At 45.4% G+C, this 20,558-nt stretch carries 11 protein-coding genes and 1 tRNA gene; 11 read left to right on the forward strand and 1 reads right to left on the reverse strand.

The window, feature by feature from the left end; genetic code table 11:
- The first annotated feature begins 294 nt into the window (after positions 1-294).
- The 10 genes from WAE59_RS07640 to WAE59_RS07685 all read left to right on the forward strand — a co-directional run bounded on the left by WAE59_RS07640 (position 295) and on the right by WAE59_RS07685 (position 19,875).
- Positions 295-2,067, forward strand: a complete 1,773-nt coding sequence (locus WAE59_RS07640) for a S8 family peptidase (protein ID WP_337855361.1) — start codon at positions 295-297, stop codon at positions 2,065-2,067.
- 109 nt (positions 2,068-2,176) lie between these two features.
- Positions 2,177-2,926 (forward strand): SDR family NAD(P)-dependent oxidoreductase, encoded by a 750-nt coding sequence (locus WAE59_RS07645; RefSeq protein ID WP_337855362.1) that lies wholly within the window; start codon positions 2,177-2,179, stop codon positions 2,924-2,926.
- Positions 2,927-2,998: 72 nt separating this feature from the next.
- Positions 2,999-3,580, forward strand: coding sequence for a TetR/AcrR family transcriptional regulator (locus WAE59_RS07650; protein WP_337855363.1), 582 nt, complete (start codon positions 2,999-3,001; stop codon positions 3,578-3,580).
- A gap of 208 nt (positions 3,581-3,788) precedes the next feature.
- Complete coding sequence (locus WAE59_RS07655; RefSeq protein ID WP_337855364.1) at positions 3,789-6,911, forward strand: glycoside hydrolase family 97 catalytic domain-containing protein; 3,123 nt, start codon at positions 3,789-3,791, stop codon at positions 6,909-6,911.
- 106 nt (positions 6,912-7,017) lie between these two features.
- A complete protein-coding gene (locus tag WAE59_RS07660; protein WP_337855365.1) occupies positions 7,018-10,044 on the forward strand; it encodes a SusC/RagA family TonB-linked outer membrane protein in 3,027 nt (1,008 codons plus the stop codon).
- Positions 10,045-10,060: 16 nt separating this feature from the next.
- Positions 10,061-11,707, forward strand: coding sequence for a RagB/SusD family nutrient uptake outer membrane protein (locus WAE59_RS07665; protein ID WP_337855366.1), 1,647 nt, complete (start codon positions 10,061-10,063; stop codon positions 11,705-11,707).
- Between the two features lie 24 nt (positions 11,708-11,731).
- Positions 11,732-12,952 carry a SusE domain-containing protein gene (locus WAE59_RS07670; protein ID WP_337855367.1) on the forward strand — a complete coding sequence of 407 codons (1,221 nt, stop codon included), beginning with the start codon at positions 11,732-11,734 and terminating at the stop codon, positions 12,950-12,952.
- Positions 12,953-12,993: 41 nt separating this feature from the next.
- Positions 12,994-14,553, forward strand: coding sequence for a DUF4832 domain-containing protein (locus WAE59_RS07675; protein ID WP_337855368.1), 1,560 nt, complete (start codon positions 12,994-12,996; stop codon positions 14,551-14,553).
- On the forward strand, positions 14,553-15,776 hold the full coding sequence (locus WAE59_RS07680; protein ID WP_337855369.1) for an alpha/beta hydrolase family protein: 1,224 nt from the start codon (positions 14,553-14,555) through the stop codon (positions 15,774-15,776). Before WAE59_RS07675 ends, WAE59_RS07680 begins: the two co-directional genes overlap by 1 nt.
- 82 nt (positions 15,777-15,858) lie before the next feature.
- Positions 15,859-19,875, forward strand: coding sequence for a hybrid sensor histidine kinase/response regulator transcription factor (locus WAE59_RS07685; RefSeq protein WP_337855370.1), 4,017 nt, complete (start codon positions 15,859-15,861; stop codon positions 19,873-19,875).
- 112 nt (positions 19,876-19,987) lie between these two features.
- Here WAE59_RS07685 and WAE59_RS07690 read toward each other — a convergent pair.
- Positions 19,988-20,061 (reverse strand) — tRNA-Met (locus WAE59_RS07690).
- Between the two features lie 104 nt (positions 20,062-20,165).
- Between WAE59_RS07690 and WAE59_RS07695 the strand changes: the two genes are divergently transcribed.
- Complete coding sequence (locus tag WAE59_RS07695; protein ID WP_337855371.1) at positions 20,166-20,546, forward strand: START-like domain-containing protein; 381 nt, start codon at positions 20,166-20,168, stop codon at positions 20,544-20,546.
- The last annotated feature ends 12 nt before the right edge of the window (positions 20,547-20,558 follow it).

The raw sequence follows: 20,558 nt of genomic DNA on the forward strand, positions 1-20,558 counted from the left end.
GGGCTTTTCTTGTTTATAACAATTCAATAAACCTAAAGCAAGGCTCAAAACGTTTATAACAATTCAACAAACCTAAAGCCAGGCCCTACCTCCCGGTTCCCGGGACCTAAAGCTAAAGCCGGAATGACTTCTGCTTTTATTCACGTGTAATGGTTCTTTTTTAGCAATGATCGGATCGGGGCTTGCCTTTAATCTCACCGGAATAAGCAACTGTTAAAAAATGCTAAAACTTGAGTCTAAAGGCAATAAAACCGTATAATTGTATTTTACGTTATTCTATAAAAAGAAATAGTGATGAGATTCAAGTATATATTACCTTTTTTATTTTCTCTGCTTGTAAGTTTTTCCGCCTCTGCGCAGAATAAGGACGTAAAGTTACCGCCCAATTGGTACAATCTGGATTTGTTGAAGGATGGATATTTTGGTATCAGTACAGAGAAGGCGTATAAAGAATTGCTCAATGGCAAGCAGGCCAAGCAAAAGGTCATCGTTGCCGTAATTGACGGCGGTGTGGACACCAAGCATGAAGATCTGAAGGATGTACTGTGGGTAAATCAAAAAGAGATCGCCGGAAACGGGATCGACGATGATGGCAACGGTTATGTTGATGACATTCATGGCTGGAACTTCATCGGTTCGAAAGCAGGTGATGTGGCTTATGATAACCTGGAATTGACCAGGATCAGAAGGACCTTGATGCCTAAATTCATCTCAACGACCAGAATGACTGTTTTAGATAGTGCAGATAAGGAAGAATTTGCACTCTATCAAAAGGTAACCAAAGAATTTGGCGAAAAGTATAACGATGCACACGCATCGTTTGCTGCGATCAGCACGATCAACAAAATATTGGATTCTGTAGCACTCATTGTCGGCAAGAAAATTCCAGCTTTAACAGATATGGATAAGTATAGCCCGAATGGTGAAGAAGAAGAGTATTATGTGAAATACATTACAAAGGGTGCAAAGAAAGATGGGATGGATAAGTTTTATGAAGAGATGAAAGATGCCTATAAGCAGTACGATGTGATGCTGAACTATAATCTCAATATGGATTATGATCCAAGGGCTAAGTTGGTGGGGGATAACTATGCAGATTCTAAAGAAAGGATTTATGGAAATTCAGATGTAACAGGACCTAATGCGGATCATGGTTCACACGTTTCGGGTATCATTGCCGCAAAAAGAGACAATGGGATAGGAATCAATGGCATAGCCGATAATGTGAGCATTATGGCGATAAGAGTGGTTCCTGAGGGTGATGAGCGCGATAAGGATGTGGCTAACGGCATCAGGTATGCTGTTGATAATGGCGCGAAGGTAATCAACATGAGTTTTGGGAAAGGCTTCAAATGGGATAAGAAGATCGTAGACGAATCAGTAAAGTATGCAGAGCAAAAAGGTGTTTTGCTTGTTCATGCGGCAGGGAATGACAACGAGAACAATGATGTGAAGGACAATTTTCCAAATAAATATTACGAGACGCCTGAAGCAATAGCTTACGAAAAGCAAAAAAAGGCAAGTGATCTAAAGGCCTTACTTGATAAGGCGAAAGAAGCTCAGCAGCGCAACAACAATTCCATGTACGGATCGATGGGTAGGGGACCGATGAGTTCAACAATAAAACCTAAACCGATAGATACTACCAAGTTTAGTTTTCCGCATGCAACAAACTGGATTGAAGTTGGTGCCAGTGCTTATAAAAATGACGGGGACCTTAAGGCCTCTTTTTCTAATTATGGAAAGTATACTGTAGATGTATATGCGCCCGGATTTATGATCAATTCCACCATACCGGGATCCAAGTACAAAGAATTTGACGGTACGAGTATGGCTGCACCTGTGGTGTCTGGTTTAGCTGCTATGATCCTGAGTTATTATCCGGATTTGAAGCCAAATGAAGTCAGAGAGATCATTATGAAGTCAGTTGTAAAAGTTGTTCAGAAAGTAAAATATAAAAATGAACGCGGTGAGACCGTCAAAGTTCCTTTTTCTGAACTCTGCAGGAGTGGTGGTATCGTAAACGCCTTCCAGGCCATAAAACTTGCCGCGACCTATACGAAATAGTTCAATTTGTCATCCTAAACTATAATTATCTCTATTCGGAACGATTGTTCCGTTATCCGCTTTATATTTGCGGAACGATTATTCCAAAATAAAAATAATCGTTCTGAACATGGAAAAATTAGCAAATAAAGTAGCGGTAGTTACAGGAGCATCAAAAGGAATAGGCGCAGGTATAGCCAAAAGTTTGGCAGCGGCAGGTGCCTCAGTCGTGGTCAATTATGCCTCAGCAAAAGCTGGAGCAGATCAGGTAGTAGAAGAGATCATTGCGGCAGGAGGAAAGGCCATTGCTGTACAGGGCAGTGTTCGTAAGACGGCCGACATCAGCCGGTTATTTGAGACCGCTCAGACTTCTTTCGGTGCGGTGGACATTTTAGTAAATAACGCCGGCGTTTACAAGTTTGGCGCTATCGATGAGATTACTGAAGAAGATTTTCACAGTCAGTTTGATACAAATGTATTGGGCTTATTGCTGACCACCCAGGGTGCTTTAAAACACTTTAATGAAGAGGGCGGCAGTATCATCAACATTGGTTCTGTAGTGAGCAGCATAGCGCCGGTAGGCAGTTCCGTGTATACGGCTACAAAAGCGGCAGTAGATTCCATTACACATGTATTGTCTAAAGAACTGGGTCCTAAGAAAATCAGGGTGAATTCCATCAATCCGGGAATGGTAGAAACAGAGGGAACCCATACCGCAGGGTTAATAGGCAGCGACTTTCATGCAGAGGCTGAGCGCAGCACACCGCTTGGACGTATCGGTCAACCTGAAGACATTGCCTTGGTGGCTGTATTCCTGGCTTCGGAAGACTCACGCTGGTTGACCGGGGAAACATTGCTTGCAGGCGGTGGGGTAAGATAAGCCTTTGTCTTATCGGAAAAAATTCGTTAAATTGAATAGCTTTGCCGCTGAGCGGTAAAGCTATTCGCAATTATGGCAAGAACAAAAGATTTTGATGAGCAGGAAGTGCTGAATAAGGCAGTGGATCTTTTTTGGTTAAAGGGTTACAATGGAACATCTATGCAGGATCTGGTAGAAGGATTGGGCATTAGCCGTTCCAGTTTGTATGATACTTATGGTGACAAACACAGTCTTTTTATCAAGGCACTGGAGCGTTATCAAGGGACCGCCTCGGTTAAGGTCTGTGAGATCATCAATGGGAAATCTTCAGCGAAAGCATCGATCCGTCAGATATTGGAATTTATTACCAGCGAATTGCTGAATGATCAAAATCATAAAGGTTGCTTTATGGTGAATGCAGAAGTGGAGGTAGCGCCGCATGACCAGCAGGTAAGCCAGATGATTTGTGAGAATGACCAGCAGATTGAGGATGCTTTTTATCTGGTAATCAAAAAAGGGCAGGAGCGTGGAGAGATCGGCAACAAACAGGATGCACGTGCACTTGCCCGGTTTACTTTCAATACGGTAAAAGGAATACGCGTAACGGCAAAGACTACTAAGGATCGTTCCGTTTTCGATGACATCATCAAATTGGCAATGTCCGTCTTAGATTAATTGTAATAACTGGACCTTAGAGCCAGGTGATCTTCAATAGATAGTTAAACAAAAAGCGTGTGCTGCATGGAGCGGTACACGCTTTTTTGTTTGCCGCAGGCGAATTTTCTTGCTGCTGTACAAAAGCAAACCATTTCCGTACAAAAACGAACCCTAATAAGGGCGATTGGTATTTAGTTTTGGGAACACCAAATGTAAAACTGAACCCATGAGATACCTCTTTATAGTCCTGCTATTTTTCCTGACCAGTGTTTGTTCGTATGCGAAAAAGAACTATAGCATTAGCTCTCCCGATGGAAAACTGACGGTGTCGGTGTCCCTCGACAAAAATATCAGCTATAGCCTGTCGCATCAAAACGAAGTGGTTTTGGCCCCTTCTTCTCTTTATGTAGATATTTTGGATGGCAAGGATTTTGGACTCAACTCCACTTTGAAAAAAGCAAGCACTCAGCTGGTGGATCAAATTATAGCATCCCCTTTTTACAAAAGAAAGCAGATTAGAGACCATTACCGTGAACTGACCATGGAGTTTAAGGAGGGTTTCAACCTGATTTTTCGCGTCTACAATGAGGGGATGGCCTACCGCTTCGTATCTACCGGGAGCAAGGATTTTGTCGTTCAGCATGAAGAGGCATCCTTTAATTTTCAAAACGACCATCTGTCTTACGTTCCTTATGTAAAAAGTAAGACTACGGATTTTGAAGCTCAGTACTTCAATTCATTTGAAAATACTTATACCCATGGTTCACTGAGTCAGCTCAGTAAGGATAAGCTGGCTTTTAGTCCATTGGTGGTAGACCTGGGGCAGGGTAAGAAGGTTTGTATTGCTGAATCGGACCTGGAAAATTACCCGGGTATGTACCTCATCAATAAGGAAGGTAAGACTTCCCTGAAATCGCAGTTTGCCCCCTATCCTGTGTCTACTGAGCAGGGCGGACACAATAAACTGCAGCAGTTGGTAACCAGTCGTGCCCCTTACATTGCAAAAGGCCGGGCGGGGATGAAATTTCCCTGGCGCATTGTGATCGTTTCCACCGAAGACAAGCAGTTGTCGGACAACGACCTCGTGTATAAACTGGCCGCTCCTTCAAGAATTAAAGATAACTCCTGGATCAAGCCGGGTAAAGTGGCCTGGGAATGGTGGAACCATTGGGGCTTGTCGGGGGTAGACTTCGTTGCAGGAGTAAACAATGAAACTTATATGGCTTACATTGATTTTGCTTCAAAAAATGGGATTGAGTACATCATTCTTGATGAGGGCTGGGCAGTCAATTTACAAGCCGACCTGTTCCAGGTAGTGCCGGAGATTGACCTGAAAAAATTAATCGCCTATGGCAAATCGAAAAATGTGGGGATCATCCTCTGGGCAGGATATTATGCTTTCGACCGTGATCTGGAGCGTGTGTGTAAGCACTATGCTGAGCTGGGGGTGAAGGGCTTCAAGATCGACTTTATGGACCGTGATGATCAGCAGATGGTTGCGTTTCACTACCGGGCAGCCGAGATCGCAGCGAAATACAAACTGATGGTCGACTTTCATGGTACCTATAAACCTACCGGCCTCAACCGAACCTATCCCAATGTGATCAATTATGAAGCAGTGAATGGCATGGAGCAGATGAAATGGACCGGACCGGAAATGGATATGGTAACTTATGATGTGACCATGCCCTTTATCCGGATGGTTGCAGGCCCGATTGACTATACACAGGGTGCCATGCGGAATGCAACCAAAAGAACTCACCGTGGCATCAACGATGAGCCGATGAGCCAGGGTACCAGATGCCGTCAGTTGGGTGAATACATTGTGTTTGAGTCGCCACTGAACATGCTTTGCGACAATCCTGTAAATTATGCAAAAGAACAGGAATGTACGGATTTCATAGCACAGGTGCCAACGGTATGGGACAATACAGTAGCGGTAGATGGGCAGATGGGTAAATTCGTGGTGATGGCCAGACAAAAAGGCGATATCTGGTATGTAGGAGGACTCAGTAACTGGGATAAACGTACGCTGGAGCTGGATTTGTCATTTTTAGGAGCAGGAAGTTTTGAAGCTGAGATTTTTAAGGACGGTATAAATGCAGACCGCATTGCATCAGATTATAAAAAAGAAATCATTACCCTTCCGGCCAGTAAAAAATTGAGCTTGTCGATGGCGCAGGGAGGTGGATTTGCCATGAGAATTTATAAGTCTTCCGCTGAAAACCTGAAAGCTGTTGTGGACAGGGCGTTGCAGTTTTCTGCACAGCAGTACTTACTGTTGGCCAAAAAATATGCAGATCAGGAAGGCCAATTGCCCCGTTCTTTTGAAAAAGGAAAGGATATTTCTTCTGATTCCCGTTGGTGGTGCAGTGGGTTTTTTCCGGGAGCGTTATGGTATCTCTATGAAAATAACAAAAATCCGGAGCTGCTGAACTATGCAAAAATGTATACAGACCGCGTGGAACGTGAGAAATATACGATCGATAACCATGATGTGGGTTTCATGCTGTATTGCAGTTTTGGCAATGGATTGAGGCTTACTGGTGATCCGCGTTACAAAGATGTTTTGCTGACCGGCGCCCGGTCGCTGGCTACCCGTTACCGCCCGGAGGTCGGACTGATCCGCTCCTGGGACCACAATCAGAAAGTATGGCAGTATCCTGTAATCATAGACAACATCATGAACCTGGAACTGTTGCTCTGGGCCGCGAAAAACTCAGGAGATGAAAAATTCATGAAGATGGCATTGTCGCATGCCGATAAAACCATGCAAAACCATTTTCGGAAAGACTATTCCTCTTACCATGTTGTATCCTACGATACCCTGACTGCAGTGCCACATTTGAAACAAACCCACCAGGGCTATTCCAATGAATCTGCCTGGAGCAGGGGACAAGGCTGGGGACTATACGGGTATACCTATTTGTACCGGGAAACAGGCGATAAACGTTACCTGGACCAGGCGATACACATTGCCAATTTTATCATACATCATCCACAGATGCCAAAGGATTTTATTCCCTATTGGGATTTTGATGCGCCAAAGACCAGCAGTACACCACGAGATGCCTCTGCGGCAAGCATTATCGCTTCAGCTTTAATAGAACTGAGTGGTTTTGTAGATGCAGGCTTAGCTAAAGAATACATGAAAGTGGCGGAAATTCAGCTGCGTACATTGGCCTCGCCGGCGTATACAGCGACTCTGGGAGATAATGGTAATTTCATTTTGAAACACAGCACAGGGGCTTTCCCTTTAAAATCAGAGGTCGACGTGCCACTCAGCTATGCAGATTATTATTACCTCGAAGCCCTGACCCGTTTGAAAAAAAGTTTAACTCCAAAATAGTGATGCCTATTGAAAAATGACGACACGAGCCCGGGATCTTTTCATTCCCATGCGGTATGAGAACACGAAACGCAAATATTTTACTAATAACCATATATAAATCTAGATGATAAAAGAAATACACTACAGGCTGAAAAGCTGTTTAATGCTTGTCGCGCTGCTCCTGATGGCGACAAGCCCTATTTACGCACAACAAGAGCTCATCCAAGTGAAGGGAAAGGTGACCGATGAGAAAGGGGAAACCCTCATAGGCGTGTCTGTCCTTGTCAAAGGCAGCACAACAGGAACGGCGACCGATAAAGACGGAAACTATACCTTGCAGGTGCCACGAGGCTCGATATTGGTATTTTCCTATATCGGTTTTGCGAAGCAGGAGCTCAATGCAGACCCTTCCGGGCTGATGAACGTGACCTTGAAAGATGATAAAGCGCTGGATGAGGTTGTGGTGGTGGGTTACGGTACAGCTAAGAAAAAGGATGTGACCGGAGGTCTGGCAGTTGTGGGCAAGGAACAATTGAACATGGTTTCTACGCCCAACCTGATGGACCGTTTGGTGGGACAAGTTGCGGGTTTCAGTATCACGACCTCCAATGCTGCCCCTGGCCAGGATCAGTCGTTGCTGATCCGTGGCGAAAACTCCCTGTCTGCGAACAACTCCCCGCTGATTGTGCTGGACGGTATTCCATACAGCGGATCTCTAACCGATATAGATCCCAATAACGTAGAAAACCTGACCATATTGAAAGATGCCTCTGCCGTTGCCATTTATGGATCGCGGGGTTCCAATGGCGTCATACTGATCCAAACGAAAAGAGGTATGCTGGGCAAAGCACAGGTTGCCTATAAAGGGCAGCTGGGTGTGGCCGAACCCATGCAGTGGATCGATGTGATGGGACCTAATGAATACATTCGGTTCCAACAGGACATCGGCCGTTTGAAAGAAGGCTATACCGGTGATCTGCTGGATCCTATCGCAGGAAATATCATCAGTGTAACTGAACGTGAAAACTTCGCTAAGGGAATCACAAACGACTGGCAGGATTATATTTTTAGAAAAGGAATCACAATGGACCACCAATTGAGCATTTCAGGAGGTACTGCAAACACGAAATATATGGCTGCAGTGGCTGCCCTGGATCAGGAAGGTGTAGTTTATAATTCCAGGCTGTCACGCATCAACGTCACAGCAAATATTGATCAGACCTTCAACAACTGGCTGACCATAGGCATAGGCAGCCAGTTTACCCAAAGGGGTGATGGTGGAGTGACGCCCAACATTGAGCATGCCATCAAACAGAGTCCATACGGAAAGTACAAAGACGCAGCAGGTTATTACGTCGCCGAGCCAATGGAGTACTCATTGATTGCCAATCCAATGCGAAATGTGAATGCCGATCAGGACAGGATAAACCGCAACTTTTTTCTTTCCGGTTACGCAAATATCCTCTTGCCTGTCAAGGGCTTGTCCCTGCGCTCCAATTATGGCTACAACTACCGGAGTAATTTTACAGGTACCTACTATGGCCGGAATACTTTTGACGGCCGGGAGCAAGCCGGACTTGTGGGCGGAAAAGCGAGCATCAGCAATGGGCATTACAACGACTACACCTGGGAAAATGTGCTGAGGTATGAACGTGCATTTGGCGATCATCGCTTAGATGCAACCGGCCTATTCAGTATGCAGAAGACCAGAAGCGTAGGCTCTTCGCAAAGCGGAGAGGGATTTGTGACGGACAATACCAGCTATTTCATGATGAACACCGCAGCGCGTAACATCGTAAACAATTCCAGTTTATCAGAAACCGCATTGCTGTCCTATATGGGGCGTGTAAACTATGCTTACAAAGGGAAATACATGCTGACATTGACGGGACGTACAGACGGCGCTTCAGTTTTTGGCGTAAATAATAAATATGCATTTTTCCCATCTGCGGCAGTGGCCTGGCAGATCGGGGAAGAAAGTTTTTTAAAGGACAATGTCAGCTGGGTGGACATGTTGAAACTTAGGGTGTCCTATGGTGCCAATGGAAACCAGGCCATTACACCTTATCGAACACTTGACCGTCTGTATTCCAATGTGAAATACATTTGGGGAGATGCAGGTATAGCTGCAAATACCGCTTACCTGGCCGGCGATGGCATAGGCAATCCCAATCTGAAATGGGAAACGACCTATTCTGCAAATATTGCCTTCGATTTCCAGCTGTTTAAAAACCGCTTAAGCGGAACGGTGGATATGTACCGTTCCAGGACAAAAGACCTGCTGATGACTCGTACCGTGCCCATCATGAACGGCTATAACCGGATCTGGGACAACATTGGCGAAACCGAAAATAAAGGCATAGAAATTACGCTGAACTCACTTAACGTAGCTGCTAAAGATTTCAAATGGAATTCAACCGCAGTGTTTTCGCTGGACCGGGACAAGATCGTGGAGCTGAGGGGCGATGGTCTGGATGACATCAGTAACAACTGGTTTATCGGCAAGCCATTGCGTGTTTTCTACGACTACGATATGCTGGGCATCTGGAAAACCGGCGAACAATTCTTTACCACTGATGCCAATGGGGCGCAACGCGAAATCCAAACCGGCGCCGCTCCGGGATCGGCAAAACTGCAGGATGTAGACGGCAATGGTTTCATCAATGCCAGCGACAGGACCATTATCGGCTCCCGAATGCCACGTTATAACGCATCCTTGGCAAACAGACTTAGCTATAAGGATTTTTACTTATCGGCATTGCTGACCGGAACATTTGGTGTATGGCGTGAAGACAATCTGGCCAATATTGGCTCCTGGACATTCGGAATCACGAATTATGTACATGGCGCAAACTATTGGACTCCCGAAAATCAAAATGCGGAGATCGTTTCTCCGGGTTACATCAATAGCCTTGGTCATGGTTATTACAAAAAGACATCCTATGTACAGGTCAAGAACATCACCTTTGGTTACAGGATTACCCAGAATCTGGTCAAAAAACTTGGTGTAGGGGCGGTCGATGTCAACCTGAGTGTGAACAATGCCTATACATTTTCCAACATCAGGCAGGTACTCAACTACGACAACGGCTGGATGGCATCCTATCCCACTGCGCGTTCTTACATGTTTGGGTTAAACGTAAACTTCTAAATAAATACGACACGAAATGAAAAATCTCATCAAAATAAGCGTGGCGCTGATCCTATTGATCTCCTTAGGAGGATGTAAAAAGTTTCTCCAGGAAGAGCTGAAAACAGAGCTGGCACCCACCAATACCTTTACCAGTACCTATGGTTTCGAAGTGGGCAGTGCAGGACTTTATGCACTGACCCGTTCTGAATACAATACCTTTGGCGAGGGTGGAGCCTATATCCACAATGCGGCATGTCCATACGAAGCCCTGCAGGCTGCCACTGATATTGCAGATGTCATCAACAGTGATGCATCGCTGACTGCATTTGCCAACCTCACCCTGACATCTTCGGAACGTTTTGTAGGCTCCTATTGGAACTGGGCATACAGCCTGATTTCCTCTGCCAATCTGATGCTGGTGTATTCTGAGAAAAATACCAATTGGGATTCACCTGCAGATAAAGAACGATTCCAGGCCGAGGCCCGTTTTTTCCGCGCTTATGCTTACCGCACACTCGTTTACCTGTATGGAGACGTGCCCTATGTGGAGACCATCCTGTATGATTTTAAACTTAATTTTACGCGGACACCAAAGGCCAAAGTATTGGGCCATATTGTGGATGACCTGAAGTTTGCGACGCAGCACCTGCCTGTAAATCCCGATCAGGTAAAGGACGGAAAACTCACAAAATGGGCTGCATATCATTTGCTCAGCGAGATGAGCCTGGCACAGGGCGATTATACGCTGGCAGAGCAATCGGCACTGGCGGTCATCAATAGCGGATATTACCAGTTGATGAAAACACGTTTTGGCGTCAGTAAGGATAAAGCCGGCGATGTATTTAGTGATCTGTTTGTAGAAAACAACCAAAACAGGTTGAAAAATGGCAATAAAGAAAGCATCTGGGTACTGCAGTTTGAATTCAATACAATCGGCGGGGGTACCAATTCTGATGACTGGACACGCCGTGCATGGATTCCTAAATATACCGATATCTCCGGTTTCGTGCTGGCCGATACCCTAGGCGGAAGGGGGCTCGCCCAACTGGTGCCGATGAAGTGGTGGGTAGGAACAGCAGGAACCAATGCGTCAGGAAATGTGACTGGGATTTTTGATGCAACGGATATCCGCAATTCCAATTACAACATCAAGCGCAACTGGTATTATAACAATGCAGGAGACGCATCTTTATATGGTAAGAAAGCGAATGTGACTGAACAAACCTGGTTTTCTACCAAGAGCCTTTTTCCGGCAATTACCAAGTTTTTCTATGGACGTGCGGAGAACCTGAGCTTGACAGGAAGTTATAAGGATCGTATGAAATTCCGTTTGGCCGAGACCTATCTGTTGCTCGCCGAGGCCTACCTTGGACAAAATAACCCATCGAAGGCCGCTGAGGCGGTCAACGAGGTACGCAGACGCTCCGGAGCACAAAGTATAAGTGCTGCACAGATGACCATGGATTTTCTGCTGGATGAGCGGATCCGGGAATTAGTAGGTGAAGAAAGCCGTCGCTTTACGCTGGTGCGTACCCATAAACTGGTAGAGCGTGTGAAAGCCTATAACACAGCCATCAAGGACAAGGTGAATGACAACCATCTCCTGTGGCCGATCCCGCAGGCCATCATAGATGCCAACCGGGATGCGCCCTTCCCTCAAAACCCAGGGTATATTAAATAATTGATGGTAATCTAAAACAACATTATGAAAAGACTAGCATATTTATATCAAACGCTGTTGTCATTGTGCTTCATCCTTTGTGTCTGTGCCTGTAAAAGGGAGGTAAGCGACATTGAAAAGGTTCAGGAACAATTGGAACTCCAGGCATCGGCACCGAATATTGTATTGGATGAAAACAACCTCAGCAAAGCTATCGTCACGTTCAGCTGGGCGCCGGCAAGGCCGCAGTCGGACGATCACATGGTTTCCTATACCACTAAGCTTGATTTGGTAGGTAATAATTTTGGTTCCTCTACAGCAATCATGAACTATGAAGACGATGGGGTATTGAGCAGGAGCTTCACCTCTGAGCAATTGCAAAATTGGGCCAATCAAAAATGGGGCATCCCTGCCAATAAGGCCTTTACCCTGGAATACCGGGTTGTGGCACAGTGGGAGGGCGGAGCTACCTTCGAGGCACCGGAAGTCCGGACAGTGAGGATCAACGTACAACCGATCAAAACTGTGGTTTTTGATGCAGATAAGGTTTTCCTGGATGGTAGCGCTGTACCGGGAATCACTAAAGTAGAAATGCCTAAAACTTTGGAAAACCTCAATCAGTATGCATTTGTACTTAACCTGGAACCGGGTGAATTGCAGATTCCGGTGGAATTTGAGGGCGCAACCAATTACATCGCCGCCTCGGATGCCAATAGTGCATTGAAGGATGGAGCACCGGTGCCGATAAAAACGCGTGAAAGCGCTTTTGCCTGGAAGATCGAAACAGCCGGGAGGTATCGTATAGTCGTTAATATGCAGAAAGCTACTGCTACGATCTATTCTGCTGCGCAGGACCTGACAGCCAAAAGTGTGGTCTGGACCAATAGCGGTGTGCTGACTACCTCAGAAATTACAGATTTGTGGTTACATGGAGCCGTCAATGGTTATGGAACACCGATTAAAATGAACTGTACCGTCAGCTTAGCCGATCCTCAGGTACTCGTCTACACAGGTGGCAGGACGGGTAAAAGTAAATTTATACTTTTTGGCGGGGCGATTACCAATAAAGATCTTGCATACGCATTTAGTTGCCCGCCTACCGCTGCAGGGGCACTACAGGAACTTACGCTTACACTCGGTAAAGTAGCAGATTTGTCGGGGGGGACATCCAGTGCGCAACGGAATTCCTATTATACCATTCCGGGCGGAACCAATGTGCTGGTGATCGATCTGCGGAACATGACGGTCCTGGCCGAGAAACGCTAACCAGATGCATCTATAAAATGATGAATTTAAAATCCAAACAGATGAAAAAATTGAACTGTAAAATAATGATTTCACAGGTGTTGATGGCATTTTTATGTGTCATGGCTTTTGCCTGCAAAAAGAATGATACCGAAGCCACAAAAAAAGCTGAGGGAACCCTGGTAAAGCCCAAATACAACAGAAGTTCGGTATTCCGGAATCCATTAAACGGTTGGGTCATGTACGCCGGAGCCGATAACCCAAGCTATTGGGATACGGAATATTATGTTCCGGACCTGGGTACACGGGTAAAGGCGATAGATTATGCCTCTTCATGTTACATCCGTACCAGCTGGGCAAAGCTGAACCCTTCCGCCGGGGTGTATGCCTGGAGAGACCCCAATTCGGCACTCGGTAAATTGATCAAAGGCGTGGAAGCACGCGGCCTGCCCATCGCCTTTCGTATCGTAGTAGACGGACGCGACCAGGGTTTGAATACCCCACAGTTCGTGTTTGATGCGGGAGCAAAATATTACCTGGAGAACAGCTCTTTCCCTACCCGCAGGACCCCTTATCCCCAGGATCCCGTATTTAAACAACACTATGCCAAATTTATTGAAGAACTGGCCAAGGATTTCAATGACCCAAAACGTACTGCTTTCATTGATGCTTATGGACTGGGTAAATGGGGAGAGGCCCACAATGTCATTTATGAAGATCCAAACACCTCTACCGGTGCAAACACGGAAAAGCTGAAGGAAGAAGTTTTTGACTGGGTGACAGATCTCTACACCCAACAGTTTACCAAGGTGCCCCTGGTGATCAACTATCATCGTCTGATCGGACACCCGCTTAGTTGGGGCGCAGCCAATGTAAACAGTGATAAACTGCTGGTTAAAGCGATCAATAAAGGATATAGCCTCAGGCAGGATGCTTTCGGCATGACCGATTACTACCAAAGCTGGGAAAAGACTTTTGCCAAAACCTGGAATTTCAAGCGGCCGATCCTCATGGAAGGAGGCTGGATCACTACCGGTACACACCGTTACTGGACGGACCCAAGTGGGAAATACAGGGAAGGGCATCCTGAAGACGTACGCCAGGGAGAGTTTGATGCCTCTGCAGAAGCCTGTGTAAATACGATGGACTTCCGGGCCGGAGATATCGAATCCTGGTTTGCCAAATCCTTCGGATTGGTGCAGCGTTTTGTGTCTGAAGGTGGTTACCGCCTATACCCGGATCAGGTCTATCTGCCAGAGAAAATCAATAGTGGTGCCGAGGCGATTATTACCCATCGCTGGAGAAATATGGGCTGGGGTTATTTTCCAAACAACCTGCCGCAATGGAATTATAAATATAAGGTCGCTTTTGCATTGCTGGACGCCTCCAATCAGGTGAAGAAAGTTTTTGTAGATTCGAACAGTGAACCGTCAAACTGGCTGAAGAATAAACCGGTATCTTACGAATTGAAAACCAAGCTAGACCTGCCAGCGGGCAGCTATTCCTGGGCTGTCGCGATAGTGGATACCAAAAATGAAAACAAGCCGGATATCAAGCTCGCTGTAAATGGAGACATCACGAGCGAGGGCTGGCTGAAACTCTTAGATTTGCAGGTACAGTAATGAACGTTTTTAACAAATATATTGCAGTCTTATGTTTCCTCAGTTTCTGCGGGGCAGCCCATGCACAGAAGACGGATGTCTTTATGGGAGAGCTTGTGAATTATGACGAAACAAAGGTTCCTCAGTACATCTTACCGGATGTACTGAGGACAACCAATGGCCGGACCGTAAAAACAAAAACCAGATGGGAAAAGGACAGAAGACCCGAAATCATCTCCTTATTTAAACAACATGTTTACGGGCAAATGCCAGGAAAGTTTGACAGTATACGCTTTGAACTCAACAGGGAAGTAGCTAATGCCATGGAAGGGCGTGCCCGTTTAAAAGAAGTTACGGTGCACATCTGGAACAAAGGAAAGCAGTTGGGTATTCCCCTAGTGTTGTTCATCCCTAATTCGGCTAAGCAGCCTGCCCCTGTTTTTCTGTTGATCAACAACCGCAGCAAGCGAAATACCGATCCGGACAGGGCGATGAAAAGTACCTTTTGGCCGGCGGAGATGCTCATAGAGAAAGGTTATGCGATTGCCAGTTTCCATGTGGGCGATGCAGCACCGGACAAGAAAGACAGCTATCAACATGGCGTACTGGATCAGCTTTATCCGGAAATGCTGGATAATGAGGATGGCATGAAAGCCATAGGTGCCTGGGCATGGGCGGCCAGCCGGATGATGGATTACTTCGAAACAGATCAGGCGATTGACGCGAAGAAAGTTGCGCTCGTAGGTCATTCCCGCGGCGGGAAAACATCGCTCTGGGCGGGAGCCCTGGATCAGCGCTTTGCAATGGTATTTAGCAGTTGCTCCGGCAGTACGGGAGCTTCACTGGCCCGAAGGCAATATGGAGAAACGGTAAGCCTCATCAACAAACAGTTTGGCTATTGGTTTGCTGGCAATTACAAGCAATATAGCAATCGGGTCAATGATCTGCCTGTTGATCAGCACATGCTGATCGCCCTGATGGCGCCAAGGCCGGTATACACCACTAATGCGGCTGAAGACCGTTGGGCGGATCCCCGGGGATCTTACCTTTCGCTGTTGAATGCCCTGCCGGTATACCGTTTGTACCATCCGGGGACAGTGCTGGCAGCAGAGCCACCGGCATTGAATGTTCCAATTTTAAACCCGCCGATTGGATATCATTTTCGTAAAGGCATTCACGACCTGAACGTTTACGATTGGGAGAATTTTGTCCGTTTTGCAGATTACCATTACCGGTTGAAATGATGAAAAACGAATAATAATCGTAAATTGAGAAGGAAATATGGGGAAATGCAAATTCAACTTCTTGCTTTTTTGCTGTTGTATTTTGGCTTTTCAAGGTGCTTTTGCAATAGACATCTCGCGGTACCGCTTTCATGTGATGTCCGACACTTACTACTATGGTGGCATACAGAGTATTACAAAAGATAAGTTAGGGCGGATCTGGTATACAGGTCCTGATGCCATCTTTATGTATGATGGCAATAATTCTTATCAATTGAACGAGCTGGTATCTGCGAGTCAGCCCAAATTAAAGTGGGGTTATGGCACCATCATTACCGATAAGGCCGGCAGATTGTTTTTGGCCACCAACCATGGCCTGTTGAAATTCAATTATGAACGTTTTTCTTTTGAATTGATCGTCCCCGGGGGAATCCGCTCCTTAAGTGTTCATGATGATGGAAAACTCTATATGTTATCGGCAGAGCGTTTCTTGTGTTACGATCAGCAAACCGGGAAGTTGCGTGGATTTTCCTTGCCTAAAGAAAAGTTCTTCAGCAAGATCATCAGTTTAAAAGGAGCGCTTTACGTTTTTCAGCAAGGCTTCGTATACAAAGTAGCGCAGCAAAAGCGGCAACTGGTTCTTTTTGCCAATTTAGGCGGCGCAGGAAACCTGATCAACGATGTGCTGGAGTACAGAGGAGCTTATTATTACCTCAGTCAGCACTCCGGAATATACCAAACCGATGCCAGTGGTAATGTTCAGCAACGAATCCCCGTATCGGCTAATGGTCAGTCTGTGATGGCAAAAAAAATGTATCTGGATCCGGAGGGTATTATCTGGGTGGCTACGCAATCGGGTCTTTTTCAGTATGATCCTGTTACGGGAAGCAGCAATTTGCTGAAAATGAATCTGAACGATGCCTTTTCCTTACCCGCTAATTCCATTTGGACCATCTACCCTGATCCCGATCAGGGTGCCTGGATCGGAACCTTTGGTGGTAAGATCGCTTATTGTTCTTTGTATGATGCCCGCGTGCGTTATTTCTATCCCAGTCCTGGCGGTCTGAATAACCCGGTGGTGAGTTGTTTCCAGGAAGATGACCTGGGCAATATGTGGATCGGAACAGAGGGTGGGGGACTCAATTATTGGAATAGGGAAAGCGATGCGTTCAGCCATTTTCTGAAATCCAAGACCCATGCGCTAAACTCAAATTTGATCAAGCGGCTGCGCTTTGATCCGGAACGGAAGCATTTGCTGATCTCCGCTTTCAACGGGGGAATTGTCGCTTATGACCTGGCTAAAAAAGCCTTTCAGGATCTGGGGATTCATAAATCCCTTGCCGGCCAGCCCATGAGTATTTACGAATTTGTAAGAGATGAGGACGGTACCCTGTGGATGTCGGACCCTGATCAAAACTATTTCTACAAAAGAAAGCAGGGTTTAGGTACATCGGTGGTCAGGGCCGTTGGGGCCAATCATCAGCCGATCAATACAGAGGTAGAAGACCTCTATATCGACCGGCAAAGCAATCTCCGCCTGGTCACCCATCAGGGCTTATTTGTGGTAGATCGAAATACGCATCAGGTATTGAAGCATCATTACATTAAAGACGGGCCTTATGCAGTCAACCACCTGGGGTGTTATTACGAGGCTTCCAACGGAGATCTATGGTTAGGGACTTCCGGCAGGGGAGTCAATGTATTGAAGAAAGACGGCAGGTATCTGAACTTTAGCAGCAGTAATGGCTTTCCTCCCAAAATGGTGTTTGGCATTTTGGAAGATGAGGCTTCTGGTAATATTTGGATGAGTACCAGTGAAGGGATCTATTATTACGACTATCGATTACAGAAATTCGAGAAGGCAAGATTTTACAAGGACAACAGTTGCGGGTCTTTTTACCTGCGCGCTGCTTATAAAACAAAAAAGGGAGAGCTGCTTTTTGGCGGAACGAATGGCTTCGTTCTTTTCGATCCCGGATATCTGAACAGGAATCCGCAGAAACCCCGTGTGTTTTTTACCGGATTGCTGGTCAACAATACTTCTGCGACGGTTCAGAGCAAGGACTCGCCTTTATCAAAGGACATCTCCAGCCTAAAGAACCGGAAGGAGGAAAGGATACGGCTTTCGAATAAACAATCCAATATAGAGATCCGGTTTTCATCCAACAGTTATCTCTCGGCAGATAAAAATCAGTTTGTTTACAGGATGCTGGGCTTGAACAATCAATGGTTGACGGTCAGCGCCAAACAGAAATCTATCGCCTTTTTTAATCTTCCCAGTGGCGACTATACCTTTGAAATGAAGTCCGCCAATAATGATGGATTGTGGGGAGAGGAGGTCTCGAGACTTTACTTCCACGTAGATCCCCCATTTTTTCTTTCCTGGTGGGCTTATCTTTTTTATGGCTCAGCAGGACTGGCATTGTTGTTTTTCATCACGCGTTATTACACCAATAAAAAGGTATTTAAAGAAAGATTGGCATTGGAAGTTCAAAAGGAGCAGAACATGCGGGATCTGAACCAGGCACGGACAGATTTTTTTACCCACATTTCCCATGACCTGAAAACACCCCTCACACTGGTATTGGAGCCATTGAAACAGCTCAAAGAAGCTTTAGGGCCTAAGGAAGAGGCTATCGGTTACATGCAACTGATTGAAAAAAATGTCGTCCGCATACAGCGTATGATCAGCCAGTTGCTTCGCTTCAGGGAAATAGAGAGTCAGAAAATCACTTTGAACCCCCAGGTGGGTGATTTCATCGGCTTTGTGCGCGATGTGTTTGGCCTGTTTGAACTGTACGCAAACAAGCAGGAGATAGAAACGAACATTACAGCCCATAAAGATCATTTATACCTTGCCTTTGATTACGATAGCATTGAGAAGATCCTGACCAACCTTTTTTCCAATGCATTGAAGTATACCTCAAATAAAGGTTATGTGGGGGTACGCATTTATGAGTCGACAGTAGCGGAAAGGGAAAAGCTGAGCTACGATCCGGAGAGCAGTTACATCTCTATAGAAGTGCTCAACACGGGTAATGGATTTTCCGAGCAGCAGACCGCCAATCTTTTCAGTTCTTTTAACCGTTTGTCTTCCGCCAGACCAACTTTTGAAGAAAGTTCAGGGCTTGGCCTTGCCATTGTGAAGGAACTGGTGGAAGTACTGAAAGGGAAAATCTGGATGGTCAATAAGACCGATAAAATTTCTTTTACGATTATGCTACCTTTCAAAAAGGAGGCAGTTTCCGGTGACATGCAGTGGAATGTTTATGATTATACCATCTCGGAAATCGACGACATCATGCTGGAACCTGCTGAGACAGATGGCGCGATTAAGAATGCACGCAAATCGAACAGTCTTTTGCTGATTGAAGATGATCCGAATTTACGAGGCTATTTAGAACGCCGTCTTTCGGAAAAATACAATGTCTATACAGCCAGTGATGGGATAGAAGGGGTTATTAAGGCAGAAAAGATCTATCCACAACTGATCATCACTGATCTCATGATGCCAAATAGCAATGGCTTTGAGGTCTGCAGCAGGCTGCGCCAGAATTTCAAGACCAGTCATATTCCGATTGTCATGATCTCAGGCATGGGAGATGAGGATCAAAATAAAATAAAGGCACTGGAATATGGTGCTACCGTTTTCATCGACAAGCCCTTTGAAGTGGAATACCTGATGCAACAGATTGACACCATTCTCAAGAACCAGCAGGAAATGAGGGAACTTTACAGCAAGCGCCTGGTCGTAGATCCTGCAAAGGTGACGATCACCTCTATGGATGAAGAACTGCTGATAAAGGCCATGAAGTTTATCGAGCTTAATATCTCAAACCCGAATTATTCGGTGGATGCTTTTGTTTCTGATATGAATATAGGGCGTACAATCTTATATCAGAAGATTAACGATATAGTGGGTATGTCCATCAAGGAGTTTATTTTGAATATCAGGTTGAAACGCAGTGCTGATTTATTGGAGCATTCTGATCTTACGGTAGCAGAAGTGGCTTACCAGACCGGATTTAACAATGCCAAGTATTTCAGTGTATGTTTCAAAAAGCAGCTGGAGATCAGTCCTTCCGAGTTTAAGAAAAGATTTAGTGCAGGTGGCGGCTAAGAACGGTTAACAGACTTGTTGTTAAATATTTGATCGGGTTTTAATAATATGTAATTGAAGTTCAGTTTGTTGCATAAAAAAAGCCTCTAGAGTAATCTAAAGGCTTTTTTAGTAGCGGGGAGCAGGATCGAACTGCCGACCTCAGGGTTATGAATCCTGCGCTCTAACCATCTGAGCTACCCCGCCGGGTGGTCTTTTTTCTAAAGAGTTGCAAATATAGAATAATTTACTTTTCTTTAGAAACAAATATTAAAAAATTGTCTAATAATTGAAGAAATAAGTGTCTAACGATGTCAGAGAAGAAAAAATTTACGCTGGAATATGAGTTGAGGTCTTCTCCACGTATTTTGTTTAGTTTTATTAGTGAGCCCAATGGCCTGTCTCAGTGGTTTGCCGATGATGTTGTTTTCCGGGATCAGGTTTACACTTTCACATGGGACGATGAAGTGCAAAAAGCAAAACTGCTGAGTGTAAAAGAAAACAAATCAGTCAAGTTCAAATGGGTGGATGATGATCCACATTGCTATTTTGAAATGGAGATCGTTCAGGATGAACTGACCAATGACGTGGCATTGTCAATTACTGATTTCGCTACGGATGAAACCAAAGCTGAGCGTACGCTGATCTGGGATAATCAGATAAACTACCTGCACAGCGTAATTGGTGCATAGTTTTTCGGGAGC

It is taken from the genome of Pedobacter sp. GR22-6, from assembly GCF_037402555.1.
Lineage (GTDB): Bacteria > Bacteroidota > Bacteroidia > Sphingobacteriales > Sphingobacteriaceae > Pedobacter.